The following is a 14848-nucleotide window of genomic DNA, read 5'->3' on the forward strand; positions in this document are numbered from 1 at the left end:
GCGCGACGGCGTAGCCTCCGTGAGCATGGAACGCGCCTCCGCCCGGGTCGACAGCTGGCTGTGGGCCGTGCGGATGTACAAGACGCGGTCGGCGGCCGGGGCGGCGTGCCGCGGCGGGCACGTCGAGGTCGACGGCGAGCGCGCCAAGCCGGCCACAACCGTCGGGATCGGGTCGCGGGTGACGGCCCGGGTCGGCGACCGCGTGCGTGAGCTCGAGGTGACCGGCGTGCTGGTCAAGCGGGTCGGGGCGCCCGAGGCGCAGCGGTGCTACATCGACCACAGCCCGCCCCCGCCACCGCGCGAGCTGGTGGCGCCGGTGGTGATCCGCGACCGCGGCGCCGGGCGGCCGACCAAGCGTGAGCGACGCGAGATCGACCGGCTGCGCGGTCGGTCCTGAGGTCGGCGAGCCCCGGCTCTGGCGTGTTGTCGGAGGGTGCTGGTAGGCACGTGCCATGACCGCCGAGGCGCCGACCGTCGTCGACCAGCTCGAGGGCTACCGCAGGGAGCTGCGAGGCTTCGCCTACCGCATGCTCGGCTCGCCGCAGGACGCCGAGGACGCGGTGCAGAACGCGATGGTGCGCGCCTGGCGCTCGGCCGACCGCTTCGACGGCCGGTCCTCGGTGCGTACGTGGCTCTACCGCATCGTCACGAACGTCTGCCTCGACGAGCTGAACGCACGCAAGCGCCGGGCCCTCCCGGTCGACCTCGAGGACGAGGCCTCCCGCCCGGTCGTGGAGTCGCTGGGCGCGCCGCTGCCGGCCGGCTCGTTCGTCGAGCCCGTGCTGGACGACCTGGTCGTCGACCCGGCCGACGTCGTGGTGGGTCGCGAGAGCGTGCGGCTCGCGTTCCTGTCCGCGCTGCAGCACCTGCCGGCGTCCCAGCGGGCGGTGCTCATCCTGCGGGACGTGCTCGCGTGGCCTGCCTCGGACGTCGCCGCGCTGCTCGAGATCAGCGTCGCGGCGGCGAATAGCCAGCTGCAGCGGGCTCGGGAGACGATGCGCGCGGTGCGTGAGTCCTCACGCAGTGCGCGCCCGCGCGGGTCGCGCGAGGAGGAGGAGCGCCTGCTGGCGCGGTACGTCGCGGCGTTCGAGCGCTACGACATGACCGCGCTCGCCTCGATGCTCGCCGAGGACGCGCTCATGTCGATGCCGCCGTTCCGGCTGCACCTGCGCGGCCGCGAGGACCTCATCGCGTGGTTCTCCGGACCGGGGGCGGAGTGCAAGGGCTCGCGCGTGCGCGCCGTCGACGTGAACGGCGGCCCCGGGTTCGCCCAGTGGCGCCGCCAGCCGCGCGGGGGCTTTCGCGCGTGGGGCGTGCACGCCGTCGTGGTCCGCGACGGCGAGGTCGCCGAGGAGACGGTCTTTCTCGGACCGGAGATCTTCCGCGCGCTGGGGCTGCCCGAGACGCTCGAGGCCTGAGGCGCGGGCCGTCCGCCGGTCCTGGGTCTTGGCGCCTGCGTCGGCTCCCGCTCAGTCTCCACGCCGAGCGACCTCGAGCGCGGCGAGGTCGAGCTTGCTCATCTGCATGAGCGCCTCGTTGACGCGCGCATTCGCCTCGGGACCGTCCGCGGAGCGGAAGATCGGCTCGGTCGGAACGACCTGCCACGAGAACCCGAACCTGTCCTTGAGCCAGCCGCACTGTGACTCCTCGCCGCCGTCGGCCGTGAGGGCGTCCCAGTAGCGATCGATCTCGGCCTGGTCGCGGCACGGGATCTGGAGCGAGACGGCCTCGGTGAACGGGAACGACGCATCACCGTTGAGTGCGACGAAGCTCTGGCCACCGATCTCGAAGGAGACGGTGAGCACGGTGCCCGGCGGCAGGTGGCTGCCCTCGGGGTAGTAGTCGGTGTCGGTGATGCGGGTGCCGCCTGGCAGATCGGCGAACACCGAGACGTAGAAGTCCACCGCCTCCGCGGCGTTGCCCTCGAACCACAGGCACGTGGTGAACGTCGTCGACATGGGGATCCTCCTGGCGCGGCGGCCCGGTGCCTCCGCTCACGAGGACAGACCGCGCCCGACGGCGGAACTCACCGCTCGCTGTGAGCCCGCCGTCGACCCCCGTCTGCGAGAGGATTCCCGTCCTTTCGCGAGAGGATCTTCGTCCTTTCGCGAGAGGATCTCCGTCCTTTCGCGAGAGGATCTCTGCGCCTGCTCAAGAGAATCGTGCTGACTGGACGTCGCCAAGATCCTCTCGAGAAAGGACGAAGATCCTCTCGCGAAGGGGGGGGCTAGACGACCGGGGGTGCTAGCTCACCCCGAACGATGCTCACGCCGGAGTGGCCGGGGTCGCCGTCGAACGCCTCGTCCGAGACGTCGACGATCGCGAAGTCGGCGAGGTCGATGCCGGCGGGCAGCGTGAAGGTGCCCGAGTCGCCGTCGAGCACGCCGACGCTGATGAGACGCGTGAGGTCGGTCGAGATGAGCCAGACCTCCTGGTAGCCGGCCTGGGTGTCGTCGGGCAAGTCGACCGTGAGGCTCAGGCGTCCGTCGCGCTCGGTGACGGCGGCGGTGCCGGGCACGGACCACCCCGGGAGCGGCTCCAGCACGGCGCTCGCGAGCGGGCGCGCGTCGTCGTCGCCATTCAGAACCTGGGCGACGGCGGCTCCCACACCCGCGCCGACCGCGATCGACGCGGCAGCCGTCCACACGATCGTGCGGGTCCGCCAGCGACGCGGGGACGACGGCGAGGCTGCGCTCGGGACGGCCGAGTCGGTCGGGGCGGGCGGAGCCGGGGCGGGTGTGGCGGCAGCCCCGGCCTCCTCGCCCGCTCCAGCCCTGCCCGCTACAGCCCCGGCGATCGCAGGCTCGTCGAACCCCGCCTCGGCAGCGACGCGGTCCCAGATCCGAGCGGGAGGGGCCTCGAGGCCCGCGCCCGCGCCAGACCGAGCGCCGGCGTCCGACCCCGCCGCGAGCACGCTGCGGAACGCGGCCACCTCGGCCTGGCACGCGGCGCACCCGACGAGGTGCTCGGCGTCGGGCGGACGGAGCTCCTCGCCGAGGGCTGCGCCCGCGAGGTCCTCCTCGTCAAGGTGTCCCATCGGTCACCTCCAGGCTGGATCGGAGTCGGATCAGGCTGCGGCGCATGTGGCTCTTGACCGTTCCGAGCGGCAGGCCGGTGCGCGCGGCGATCTGCTGCTGGGTGAGGTCGTCGTAGAACGCCAGGGCCATGATCGTCGCCTGCGGCTCGCCGAGCTCGGCGATCGCGGACGAGACCACGACGGCGTCGACCACCCGCGCCGCGTCCTCGTCACCCGGGGGAGGTCCGCCGTCGTGCGGGACGAGCGCGGCGGCGACGGCCCAGGGCTGTTCGTCACCCTCGCGGCCGTGCTCCTGGTGCTGGGCGCCACGTCGGTGGCGCTCTCCAGGCGGCGCAGGACCCGCGGCGGCGCCTCCTGATCGAGACCGCGAGCGGCCGGGTTCGGCGGTGGTGGGGCGGGCGAGGCGACCCGCCCCACCCACCGCGCCCGACGGCGTCACGCACCGTTCGCCGTCGGGCGCGGTCTGCTCGCACGAACGCGAGAGGGTGGTGGGGACGCCGTGTGCCCACCACCCTCTCGCGAAAGGACGGAGAACCTCTCGCGAAAGGACGGAAACCCTCTCGCGAAAGGACGGAGAACCTCTCGCGAAAGGACGGAGAACCTCTCGCGAAAGGACGGAGAAACTCTCGCGAACGGGGCCGACGGTGCGACGCGAGCCACGCCGTCGGGCACCACCCCGAAGCCGCGACCGCCTCACGTCACGATCGGGGTGAGCTCCTCGTACTCGGCGACGGTCGCCCCGCGCAGCACGGCCTCGATGATCGAGCGCCCGAGCGGGTCGAGCTCGTCGGTGAGGAACGCGGACAGCTCGGCGGCGAAGAAGTCCTGCAGGATCTTGGCGCCGGCGTCGTAGGCCTCCTCGCCGACCTGCGACTGGAACTCCGGGCGCAGCAGCGTCGGTCGGATCGTCTGGCCGTCGATGACGAACTCCGTGAGGGAGTAGCCGAACAGCGAGCAGCGAGCCGGGGTGAGCCGATCGCGCCGCAGCCGGGCCACACCGCGGCGCGCGAGGTACTCCCGGGTGAGCCACTCGGCCGCGAACCCCACGTGGTAGGCGCCGATGTGCTGGTTCGGCGTGAGCACGTAGCGGGTGCGCGGCGCCGAGACGATCTGGCGCAGCAGCAGGTTCGCGGCCCCGACCTTCGTGCCGGTCGAGAACGGCCAGTACGACCCGACGCCCTCGGCCACGAGGCCGCCGTGGCGCAGCGTCTTCTTCTCGGCCGCGGACTCCCCGATCGAGGGGTTCTTGTCCCCGCGCGGCGCGATGAGGCGCCAGACCCACGCGAGCGAGGGCGGCACGATGTGCGCGATGCCCATGATCCCGTAGGTCGGCTTGTCACGGGTGCACGCCGGCATGCGCACGCCGAACGTGCGGATGTCCACCTGGTCGGGCTCGTCGACCACGCGCGGCACGAGGCGCCGTGGCACCACGACCCGCGGGTTCGGGCACGGCTTCCCGTTCGAGTCCGGCGTGTGCTCCCAGGGCAGGATGGTCGCGTCGGCCACGCCCTGGACGTTGAAGAAGACGAGCGGCTCACCCGGCTGGATGCAGATCCGCTCGAGCTGCGGGTCGTCGCCGTACGCCTTGAGCCCGTCGATCCGGATGAACCAGCCGTCCTCGGCGTCGGCGATGCCGAGCTTGCCCTGCTCGGCCGGCAGCCCGGGGTGGCACAGCGTCATGTCGTCGGTGACGGGCCGCAGCGTCGAGGACTCGGCGAGCGTGATGATGTACGGCTCGTTCGTCACGACGTTGCTGCCCAGCAGGATGCGGCCGTCCTCCATGCGCCGCAGCTCCTGCGTCATCTCGGACTTCCCGCCCCCCGATGCGCCCTCGTGCATGATGACGACCTCGTTGTCGTACGGGGTCGTCACGAGCACCGACGAGGCGTGCGCGGTGTACCAGGGCCGCTCCTCGCGCTCGCCGATGTCGAGCAGCACCGAGAACACGCCCTTCTTGGCGCTCGGACCCGGGTAGAGGTTGTAGGCCCACACCTCGTGCCGCTCGTCGGAGCGGTTGTGCACCACGACCTGGCGGCCCTCGAAGTGCGTGTGCCGGAACGGCGGCGCCACGAACATGAGGCTGCGCGGCGTGAACGCCCCGAGCTCCTCGAACGTCACCCAGCCCTGCAGGTCCACGAGTGCGAGCGCGAAGAACGCCGCGTTCTGCGGCACGACGGCGACGCTCGGGTAGCCGTACGCCTTGCCGCCGGCCTTGAAGGGCACGACGGCGAGGGGTTGCGTCGCGAGCCACTCGAGCGTCTGCGTCCGCACCGGATCGAACGGGCCGCCCTCGCGGTCGGCGTACCGCGGCTTGTCGGTCGGCAGGTCGTCGGCGATCCGCATGCAGTCTGGGTCGCGGCGACGGATGTAGTCCTCGGGGTAGTTCACCGCCATGCCGTTGCGGCAGCGGACCACGGTCGCCTCCACGATGCGGCGGGTCCGGTCGCCGTCGGGCGTGGGCACGTCGTACGCGACGACGAACGTCGGGCCGTTCGCCGGGCCCAGCGCGAGCGCGTAGAGCTCCTCGCGCGAACGGGGGATCACGACGTCGGGGCTCGCCTCGATCGCGGCGCGCACCTCGGGCGGGAGGGCGACGTGCGCGAGCAGGTCGAGGGGGCGGCGCGCGCTCTCGCGCGGGCCGGCCGAGGTCGTGGGGCTGGGCGCGGTGGGGCTGACGGCAGCGGTCATCGCGGGCTCCTTCATCGGGGTGACGTGGCGACGCTACGGGCCGCTTGGTACGAGCGGGATGGGCCGTTGGTCCCAACTTTGCCGTTGGGCCGCCTCGGAGGTCCGCCGGACGCGACTCGAGCCAGGAGGTCGAGCCTGGCGAACGCCGCAGGCGCTATCGTGTGCGCACCCGGCGACTGCCGGCCCGCCCCTCCCTCGGAGGTCCCCGTGGCAGGTCCCGCGTCGTTCTCCGGTCAGCTCCTGCGCCGCAAGCCGATCACGCCCCCCGCGAGCTCCAGCGGCGGTCTCGCCCGGAACCTCTCCACGTTCCAGCTCACGATGTTCGGCGTCGGGGCGACGGTGGGCACCGGTGTCTTCTTCGTGATGCACGAGGCGGTGCCCGACGCCGGGCCCGCGGTCATCGTCGCCTTCCTCCTGGCGGGCGTCGCGGCGGGCCTCTCGGCGCTCTGCTACGCGGAGATGGCCTCGACGGTCCCGGTCTCCGGCTCGACCTACTCCTACGCGTACGCGACGCTCGGCGAGATCGTCGCGATGGGCGTCGCCGCGTGCCTCCTGCTGGAGTACGGCGTCTCCACGGCCGCCGTGTCCGTCGGGTGGGGGGACTACCTCGCGCTGCTCATCCAGAACCTCACCGGCTGGGCGATCCCGGACGTCGTCCGGGCCGGCCCGTTCGCCGACACCCCGGGCGTGATCAACCTGCCCGCGGTGATCCTCGTGGCGATGTGCTGCCTCCTGCTCATCCGCGGAGCGAGCGAGTCGGCGCGCGCCAACGCGATCATGGTGCTCATCAAGCTCGCGGTGCTGGTGTTCTTCGCCGCGGTCGCGTTCACCGCGTTCAACGCCGACAACTTCGCCGACTTCGCGCCGAACGGCGTGCACGGCATCACGCTCGCGGCCGGGTCGATCTTCTTCACGTTCATCGGTCTCGACGCCGTCTCCACCGCCGGGGACGAGGTGCGCAACCCGCAGCGCGCCCTGCCCGTCGCGATCATCTCCGCGCTGCTCATCGTCATCTCGATCTACCTGCTCGTCGCCGTCGCGGCCCTGGGCACCCAGCCGTGGACGGCGTTCTCCGACGCCGACCAGGGGGATGCCGGCCTCTCGAAGATCCTCGAGATGGTCACCGGTCAGACCTGGCCCGGCACGGTGCTCGCGGCCGGCGCGGTGATCTCGATCTTCTCCGTCACGCTCGTGACCATGTACGGGCAGACGCGGATCCTGTTCGCGATCGGACGCGACGGGCTGCTCCCGCGATCGTTCGCCGTCGTGAACCCCCGGACCCACACCCCGGTGCGCAACACCGTGGTGGTCGCGATCGTCGTCGGGCTGCTCGCCGGGTTCGTGCCGCTGGACTCGCTGTGGGACCTCGTCTCGATCGGCACGCTCGTCGCGTTCATCGTGGTGAGCATCGGGGTCCTCGTGCTGCGCCGCACCCGACCCGACCTGCCGCGCGGCTTCCGCGTGCCGGGCTACCCGGTCACCCCGATCCTGTCGGTCATCGCGTGCGGCTACGTGCTCACCGGGCTGCACTGGTACACGTACGTGTGGTTCCTGCTGTGGCTGTCGGTCGTGCTCGCGTTCTACCTCCTGTGGGGCCGGCGGCACTCGCGGCTCAACACGCTGCTCGCGGCGGACGGCACGCTGCTCGAGGGTGCGGGCACCGTTGCCGGCGAGGACGATCCCTACGACGCCAAGCTCGACCCGGCGGACGCGCCCGGCGCGGGAGACGGGAGGGACGCACGATGAGCGTGCTCGTCGGCTGCGCGCCCGAGCGGTCCGGGCGGCACGCGCTGGCGCTCGCGGCCGGGCTCGCCCGCGCGCGGGGCGAGGAGGTCGAGCTGGTGCACGCCGTCGTGCGCAGCTGGCCCGCGACGCCCGGCGCCGGCGACGGGGAGTTCCGGCAGTGGGCGCGCGAGAGCGCCGACGAGTCGACCCGGCGCGGGCTCGAGGAGCTCGCCCTGCTCGCGCCCGACGTCGTCGCGCGGACCCACACCGTGGAGGCGCGTTCGACGGTCGCCGCATTGCACGAGGCGATCGAGGCGCTGCACCCGAGCGCCCTCGTGCTCGGGTCGGGTGCGCACGGCGCGCTCGGTCAGGTGACTTTGGGCTCGACGGCGAACGCCCTCGCGCACTCGTCTCCCGTCCCGGTGCTGGTCGCCCCGCGCGGGCACCGGACCGTCACGCTCGACCGTGTGGTCGCGGCCTGGTCGCCCGCCGACCCGCCCGAGCTGCTGGCCGAGATGGCTGAGTTCGCGCTCGAGGCGGGGCTGCGCGTGCGAGCCGTAACCTTCGGCCGCGCGCCGCACGGGATGTACCCGCCGGAGGTGGGCCTCGACGTCGAGGACGAGGTGTTCGAGGCGTGGCAGACGCAGGCGCGCGAGGCGCTCGAGGCGGCGGCCCGAGCCGCGGGCCTCGACGAGGGCGACGCGTCGCTCGCGCTCGGGGAGGACTGGCTCGACGCCGTCGACGCCGTGGACTGGGAGCCGGGCGACCTGCTCGCCGTCGGGTCGCACGGGGGCGGCGTGCTGCGCCGCGTCTTCCTCGGATCGACGGCCGCGAAGATCCTGCGGCATGCGCCCGTGCCGGTGGTGCTGTTCCCGGGCTGACGGCGGGGGCGGAGGGCGAGCGGCCCCGCAGGTGTGCGCTTTGACTGGTGGGCCGTGCACGTTGACTGGTCAGATCGGCGAGTGCGTCAGCCGCCCGGCGTCGCTGCAGGTCAGGAGCGTCTGCGCGGGCGCGCCCGGTGCGATCTGCGGTCTGGACAGTCAATCCGTCGGGGCGACCAGTCGAAGCGTCCGGAGCGCCCGCGGTTGCCGGCCCGCCTGCCGGCCAAGGCGAGGTCGGTCGCGGTCCGAAGGGCGGTCGGTCGCCGGCGCCGTCCCGAGCTGCGCTGAGGGCGTGGTCGAAAACAACGACTGTTGGACGTCGCCCGGGTTTGGCACCGTGGAGCGTGCGGGCGAGCCCCGGGGCATGCCGCGAGCGGGGGGCTACCGTTGCAGCAGGCGCGGATCCCGGGCTCGCCCGCACGAGCGCGGAGGGCGATGGACGGGCCGGCGGCGAGCGAGTGCGATCCCCGCGATCGTGGTGCTCGGCCGCCGGCCCGTCCCTCTCTGCCCGACGTGCGGCTCGCGCCGGCACCGACTGCCGCGCCGCACCCCGCCACGTCGACGGCCTCGCCGGCACCGACGGCTGGGTCGACGGCCTCGCCGGCACCGATGGCTGGGTCGACGGCCTCGCCGGCACCGATGGCTGGGTCGACGGCCTCGCCGGCACCGACAGCTGGGTCGACGGCCTCGCCGGCACCGAGAGCTGTGCGCACAGCGGCTGGTGCGCATATACCGGCTGCGCCGCCGTCACCGCCGTCTGCGCCGGCACCACCGCCCGGCCACCCAGCGCCCACGGCGCCCTCAGGCCTGCGCCAGCACCGTCCCCGCCACGTCGCGCACGTCGATGCCGCGCGAGCGCAACGCGTCGATCACGGCGGCCCGATTGGCGTCGTCGGCCACCTCGGCCACGAGCGAGACGGGGGCGTCGTCGGCGGCCACCGTGAGGGTGACCCGGCGCGGGTGCGCCTCCTCGAGCACGGTCTGCAGCAGCAGCCTCGCGGCCGGCGGCGTGCGCACGAGGTCGCTCGTGGTGGTGAGCGTGATCTCCACGCCGGCCGCGCGCGCGGAGCGGATCACGCGGATGAGCGCGGGGGTGAGCGACCACGGCAGGGTGAGCTCGTCGCGCGCGGTGCGTTCGGCGTCGAGCGCCTCCCGCTGCACCCGCGGGTCGGACAGATCGGCCTCGCCGCGAGCGATCCGGCCCAGCGTGGGGTCGAGCAGCGTGCGCAGGTGGGTGAGCCGATTGTCGAGCGCCGCGGTGCGTCGGCGCGCCAGGCCCTCGCGCGCGACGGTCTCGCGCGTCAGCGCGGCCTCCGCCTCGGCGCGGGCGCCGAGCGCGATGACCACGGCGCGCAGCGTGGCCCCGACGGCGAGCGGCCAGCACGTGCTGAGGATCGCGGGCAGGGCCGCGACGAGGGCGGACCCGGCGGGATCCGGCGAGGTCAGCACGGCGGTGAGCGTGACGACGCCCACGAACGCGCCCGTCACGCCCACCACCGACCAGCCGCCGCGGTAGATCGCCGTCGGTGCCGCGACCAGCGCGGCCAACGACACCGGCCAGCCCAGCTCCGTCTCGAACGTGCCCGGCGGCGCCTGCGCGAGGAACGCGACGACGCCGGTCAGGCCGAGCACGTGCAGCAGCTCGTGCCAGGGCGGCACGGCACCCGGCTCGCCGCGCCACAGCACGTACGCGCCGTAGCCGGTGAGCACGAGCGCCCACCCGCCGAGCCACCACGGCTGGCCCCCCGCCAACCCGATCACGGCCCACATCAGTGCGAGTGCCGCGAACGGCGCGATCGCGCACACGGCCGCGAGGCGGGGATCACCGATGACGCTCGTGAGCGTCGTCTCGGGGGCATGCGGGTGGGGACGCGGGGTGGCGCCGCCCGTACCCCAATCTGCACCGTCCGACTCGCGCCCGTCGCGTCGAGAACAGCCTCCGGCGCCGAGCACGGCCCCCGGGGGGCCGTTCTCGTCGCGGAGGGCCGTTCTGACCAGCGGCGTGTGCGGGGCGCCGCCCAGCACACCCTCCTCGACGGCGAGCAGTGCCTCCTCCTCGTCGGCCACCCAGTCCCGCTCGCGCCAGTCGAGCTCGATCCGGGTGCCCGCTCCCGGCGCGGACACCACGATGGCGCGTCCCCCGACGTCGCTCATCCGGCGCCGCACCGACTGCTCCAGCCCGTAGGACTGCGACGTGCGGTCGGGGTCGAACCCGCGTCCGCGGTCGGCCACGGCCACCCGCAGCGCGCGGCGGTCGCCGCGCACGAGGACCGTCGCGGTCTCGACCCCCGCGTGCCGGCGCGCGTTGCGCAGGGCCTCGGCGACGGCGTCGCGCACGGCCTGCGCGACCGGTGCGGGCAGCGCGAGCTCGGGCTGCGCCGTCGTGAGGTCGACGGCGAGCCCCGGCACCTCGACCTCGCGCAGGTCGGCGACCAGGTCGCGCGTGGCGTGCCGTTCGTCGTCGACGCTGACGAGCGCGTACCAGGCGCGCTCGGCCGAGGCGGCCGCGTCCTCGCGTGGTACCGCCGCGGTGCCGCACGCGCGCAGAGCGGCGAGCACGTCGTCGTGCAGGATCGCCTGCGCACGGTGGTGCGCCGCGAGGCGGGCCTCCTGCTCGACGGCGTCGCGCACCGCCGCGAGGTGGTCGGCGCGGGCGCGCTCGAAGCGTTCGTCCATGCGCTCCATGAGGCGCACGCAGAGCACCATCGCGACGGCCGCCGCCACCGCGGGGCCGAGGGCAGCGAGCGTGTCGATGTCGTAGGGCCGGACCACGCCGATACCCACGACCCACACCACGAGCCCGACGAGCGCGAGCACCACGGCGCGGCGCGCGAACACCGCGACGAGCCCGGCGAGGTACGCGACCACCATCGCCATGGCCTCGGGCAACGCCTCGGGACTGGCGAGCCGGCCCGCGAGCAGGAGCGCCCCGCCGGTCAGGGCGACCACCGCCACGAGCCAGCCGCTCGCGGGACGCAGCCAGGAGACGGTGCCGAGCGCGAGGATGCCGACCACGAACGCGAGCGCGGCCACGCGCAGCGGGGTCGTGGTGCCCGGCAGCAGCGTGCCGGCGAGGAAGACGGCCACCACCAGGGCGAACGCGGCGAACGCGCGCCGCAGCGCGAGGTCGACGCGGTCGGTGCGGGTCCTGCGGGTGGTCGTCATCGGCCGGCGGGCTCGGGGTCGGTGCGGGGGACGGGCCCGGCGTCAGGGCCGGAACGGGTCGATGTGGCCCGCGCGGATGCTGCGGGCCACAGCCTCGCGCGGTCCGCCGCGCAGCGTGATGCCCGCCTCGGCGTAGGCGTCCATGGCGCGCTGCACGTGGGTGCGGGCGGTCGTCACGGCGATGCCGAGATCCGCGGCCAGCGCCGGGTAGGGCAGGCCCAGAGCGAGCCGCTCGAGCACCTCCTGCTCGCGCTGGGAGAGGTGCACGGCGCCGGCGGGGTCGTTGACGAGCTGCATCGCCAGGCGCGAGGACACGTAGTGCTCGCCCGCGGCCGCGCTCTCGATCGCCTCCACCACGTGGGACTCGGGATCGCCCTTGAGCACGAGGCCGAGCGCCCCGGCGCGGAGCGCGGCCCGCACCACGACCGGGCGGTGCTCGTTGGTGTAGAGGATGACGCGCGGTCCGGCGGCAAGGATGCGCGTGACGTTGTCCTCGACGTCGGAGCCGTCGCCGAGGTCCACGTCGAGCAGGACCACGTCAACATCAGCCAGGTCGAGGGCCAGCAGCTCGTCGCACGTCGCGGCGATGAGGCGCAGCTCGATGCCGCTCTCCTCGCCGAGGAACGACGCGAGGCCTCGCAGCATCACGGGATGGTCGTCGACCGCGGCCACGACGTGTGCTCTGTCCATGGTCCGCCCTTCGGGTCGGGGAGAGCCTACCGGGGGGCCCGGTGAACGCCGCCGCGCGGCGGGCGACGTGGGCGCTCGTGCCGTGCCTCGCCGTCGGGCTCGCGCTCCAGGCCGTCAACGACGCCGCCCCGCCCGTCACGCTCAGCTACCTCACGGTGCTGTCGGCGCTCGGGCTGCTCGCGGTGAGCGGGTGGGCGCTCGCGGGTGGCGGGTCCGCGCAGGGCGCGGGGGGCACGACGGCGCAGCGCCGCCGCGCGTTCGTGCTCGCGCGCGGGATGCTCACCACGGCGTCGCTCGCCTCGGGCGTCGGCTACCTCCTGCTCATCGCGCCGCAGGAGGGCGAGGGGTACTGGCTGCTCGACAGCCCGCGCGCGCTCGCGGCGAGCGTGCTGCTGCACGTGGCGGCGCCCGTGCTGGCCGTGGTCGCGTGCCGGGCGGACGGGGACCGCGTGGTGCTGGTCGGAGCGGGCGGCTCGGGCGACTCGGGCGCAGGGTTCGGTCGCGCCGCGCGCGTCGCGGCGGCGTGGCTCGGGTGGCCGACGGCGTGGCTCGCCCTCGCGCTCGTCGCCGAGGCCACGGGGCTGGTCACGATGCCGTACCCGTTCCTGCGCGCCCCGGACGTCGGGTGGTGGGGCGTGCTGGGCGCCGCCGCGGTGTCGGCCGTGGCCTGGTGGCTGACGGGCATGGCCCTGCTCGCCCCCGGCCGCCGCCGCGACGGCACCCACTAACCCTTCGCGAGAGGAAGTTGGTCCTTTCGCGAGAGGATCCTGGACGGGCTTCTCAACGGAAAGTCTCTCGGGAAAGGACGGGAAGTCTCTCGCGAACGGGAGCGGTGGCGGCGGGCCGTCCTCCGGTCGCAGCCTCTCCCCGCCCCCGCCCCCGCCCCGACCCCCGCTACGAACGCCTCGGCCAAGACCGACGCCACGGCCCAGACCGACGCCGCCACGGCCCGGCGATCCCCGATCGTCCCCCTGGTGGACCTCCACGGACGCAGCCCGTGGAGCATCCTGCCGCCGCTGATCCTCGGCTTCTTCATGATCATGCTCGACACCACGATCGTGAACATCGCGGTCCCCACGCTGGTGCAGGACCTCGACGCGAGCCTCGTCGCCGTCGGCTGGGTGACCTCGGCGTACCTCCTGTCGTACGCCACGCTGCTGCTCCTCGCCGGCCGCCTGGGCGACCGTTTCGGCTCCCGCCGCGTCTTCATCGGCGGCCTCGTCGTCTTCACCGTCGCCTCGGCCGCCTGCGGGTTCGCCGGACACATCGCGCTGCTCATCGCGGCGCGCGCCGTGCAGGGCATCGGCGCGGCGCTCATGACGCCGCAGACCATGGCGATGATCACCCGCGTCTTCCCGCCCGAGCGCCGCGGCGCGGCCATGGGCCTGTGGGGCGCGACGGCGGGCGTCGCGACGATCGCCGGCCCGCTGCTCGGTGGGGTGTTCGTCGAGTACATGTCCTGGGAGTGGATCTTCTTCATCAACGTGCCGGTCGGCGTGGTGGCGCTGTGGTTCGCGCTGCGCAACCTGCCGAAGCTCGAGCGGCACCGGACGAGCTTCGACGTCGTCGGCGTGGTGCTGTCGGTCCTCGGCCTCGGCGCTTTCGTGTTCGGCATCCAGGAGGGCTCGACCTACGACTGGGGCACGATCGCCGGTCCGATCTCCGTGTGGAGCGTCATCGGGCTGGGCGTGCTCATCCTCGTCGTCTTCCTCTGGTGGCAGGCCCGGCTCGGCGAGGCCGCGCTGCTGCCGCTGCGCCTGTTCCGCAACCGCACGTTCACCCTGGCGAACGTGTCCGGGATGACGATCTCGTTCGCGATGATCGGCATCTTCTTCCCGCTCACGATCTTCCTGCAGTCGATCCTCGGGCTCTCCCCGATCGAGACGGCGCTCCTCAACCTGCCGAGCTCGCTCATCTCGGGCGTCGTGGCGCCGCTCGCGGGCCGGCTCTCGGACCGGGTCCCGGGCAAGTGGGTGGTCTCGGCCGGCTTCGCGATGATCGCGATCAGCGTGGGCGTCATCGCGTGGCTCATCCAGCCCGACCTCGTGGCCTGGCACCTCATCTTCCCGATGCTGCTGTTCGGAGCGGGGACGGGCTCGGTGTTCTCGCCGCTGGCGAACCTCGCGACGTCCGGCCTGGACGGCCGCACGGCCGGCGCCGGCGCGGGCGCCTTCAACACGACGCGTCAGGTGGGCGGCGTGCTCGGCTCGGCCGTCATCGTCTCGGCGCTCACCTCGCGCCTCGCGTCCCGGCTGCCCGAGGCGGCGGAGGCCGCGTCCGGCCAGCTCCCCGCGGACTACCGTCAGTCGTTCGTCGACGGCATCACGCAGGCCGCGTCCGCCGGCTCGTTCAGCGGCGAGAGCGGCGGCGCGGCGAGCTTCCCGCTCCCTGACGGCGTGCCCGACGCCGTGAAGCAGCAGATCGACGCCGTCGTGACGTCGGTGATCCACCAGGGCTTCGCCAGCGCCGTCACGGACACGATGATCGTCGTGACGGCCGTGCTCGTCATCGGCTTCTTCACCGCGCTGCTCATCCCCGCGACGCGGCCCGGTCACCTGAGTCCACGTCAGTAGCGCCATGCCCGACGGCGAGCATCACCTCTCGTAGGCGTCTCGCCTCGCGCCGAGCGCTGGGTTGCATCGGCCTGACCAGACCTCAGCGC

General features: G+C 73.8%; 13 protein-coding genes. 7 read left to right on the forward strand and 6 right to left on the reverse strand.

What is annotated here, in order from left to right; translation table 11 throughout:
* Positions 1 to 25 precede the first annotated feature (25 nt).
* Both AC3AQ1_RS10200 and AC3AQ1_RS10205 read left to right on the forward strand, forming a co-directional pair.
* Complete coding sequence (locus AC3AQ1_RS10200) at positions 26 to 397, forward strand: RNA-binding S4 domain-containing protein (protein WP_108718882.1); 372 nt, start codon at positions 26 to 28, stop codon at positions 395 to 397.
* 55 nt (positions 398 to 452) lie between these two features.
* Positions 453 to 1418, forward strand: coding sequence for an RNA polymerase subunit sigma-70 (locus AC3AQ1_RS10205; RefSeq protein WP_108718883.1), 966 nt, complete (start codon positions 453 to 455; stop codon positions 1416 to 1418).
* A gap of 51 nt (positions 1419 to 1469) precedes the next feature.
* Here AC3AQ1_RS10205 and AC3AQ1_RS10210 read toward each other — a convergent pair whose 3' ends face one another.
* The 3 genes from AC3AQ1_RS10210 to AC3AQ1_RS10220 form a co-directional block, all read right to left on the reverse strand.
* Positions 1470 to 1958: a VOC family protein gene (locus AC3AQ1_RS10210; protein ID WP_108718884.1), complete on the reverse strand. Its 489-nt coding sequence runs from the start codon at positions 1956 to 1958 to the stop codon at positions 1470 to 1472.
* Between the two features lie 269 nt (positions 1959 to 2227).
* Positions 2228 to 3037, reverse strand: a complete 810-nt coding sequence (locus tag AC3AQ1_RS10215) for an anti-sigma factor (RefSeq protein WP_108718885.1) — start codon at positions 3035 to 3037, stop codon at positions 2228 to 2230.
* A complete protein-coding gene (locus AC3AQ1_RS10220) occupies positions 3024 to 3230 on the reverse strand; it encodes a sigma factor-like helix-turn-helix DNA-binding protein (RefSeq protein ID WP_370445275.1) in 207 nt (68 codons plus the stop codon). The genes AC3AQ1_RS10215 and AC3AQ1_RS10220 overlap by 14 nt, the downstream gene beginning before the upstream one ends.
* Before the next feature lie 39 nt (positions 3231 to 3269).
* Here AC3AQ1_RS10220 and AC3AQ1_RS10225 point away from each other — a divergent pair, with 39 nt between their 5' ends.
* Positions 3270 to 3395, forward strand: a complete 126-nt coding sequence (locus tag AC3AQ1_RS10225; RefSeq protein ID WP_255421195.1) for a hypothetical protein — start codon at positions 3270 to 3272, stop codon at positions 3393 to 3395.
* A gap of 335 nt (positions 3396 to 3730) precedes the next feature.
* Here the strand turns inward: AC3AQ1_RS10225 and AC3AQ1_RS10230 are convergent, their stop codons facing one another.
* On the reverse strand, positions 3731 to 5725 hold the full coding sequence (locus AC3AQ1_RS10230) for a DUF4914 family protein (RefSeq protein WP_108720143.1): 1995 nt from the start codon (positions 5723 to 5725) through the stop codon (positions 3731 to 3733).
* 207 nt (positions 5726 to 5932) lie between these two features.
* On the opposite strand from AC3AQ1_RS10230, the gene AC3AQ1_RS10235 reads away from it, so the two are divergent.
* Together AC3AQ1_RS10235 and AC3AQ1_RS10240 are read left to right on the forward strand one after the other, a co-directional pair.
* Positions 5933 to 7471: an APC family permease gene (locus AC3AQ1_RS10235; protein WP_108718887.1), complete on the forward strand. Its 1539-nt coding sequence runs from the start codon at positions 5933 to 5935 to the stop codon at positions 7469 to 7471.
* On the forward strand, positions 7468 to 8331 hold the full coding sequence (locus tag AC3AQ1_RS10240; RefSeq protein WP_108718888.1) for a universal stress protein: 864 nt from the start codon (positions 7468 to 7470) through the stop codon (positions 8329 to 8331). The genes AC3AQ1_RS10235 and AC3AQ1_RS10240 overlap by 4 nt, the downstream gene beginning before the upstream one ends.
* An 801-nt stretch (positions 8332 to 9132) precedes the next feature.
* On the opposite strand, the gene AC3AQ1_RS10245 is transcribed toward AC3AQ1_RS10240, so the two are convergent.
* Positions 9133 to 11496, reverse strand: a complete 2364-nt coding sequence (locus tag AC3AQ1_RS10245; protein ID WP_108718889.1) for an ATP-binding protein — start codon at positions 11494 to 11496, stop codon at positions 9133 to 9135.
* Positions 11497 to 11538: 42 nt separating this feature from the next.
* Positions 11539 to 12186 carry a response regulator gene (locus AC3AQ1_RS10250; RefSeq protein WP_108718890.1) on the reverse strand — a complete coding sequence of 216 codons (648 nt, stop codon included), beginning with the start codon at positions 12184 to 12186 and terminating at the stop codon, positions 11539 to 11541.
* Between the two features lie 41 nt (positions 12187 to 12227).
* Here AC3AQ1_RS10250 and AC3AQ1_RS10255 point away from each other — a divergent pair, with 41 nt between their 5' ends.
* Together AC3AQ1_RS10255 and AC3AQ1_RS10260 are read left to right on the forward strand one after the other, a co-directional pair.
* Positions 12228 to 12914, forward strand: a complete 687-nt coding sequence (locus AC3AQ1_RS10255; protein ID WP_108718891.1) for a hypothetical protein — start codon at positions 12228 to 12230, stop codon at positions 12912 to 12914.
* 246 nt (positions 12915 to 13160) lie between these two features.
* On the forward strand, positions 13161 to 14759 hold the full coding sequence (locus AC3AQ1_RS10260) for an MDR family MFS transporter (protein ID WP_370445276.1): 1599 nt from the start codon (positions 13161 to 13163) through the stop codon (positions 14757 to 14759).
* Positions 14760 to 14848 lie beyond the last annotated feature (89 nt).

It is taken from the genome of Miniimonas sp. S16 (assembly GCF_057748195.1).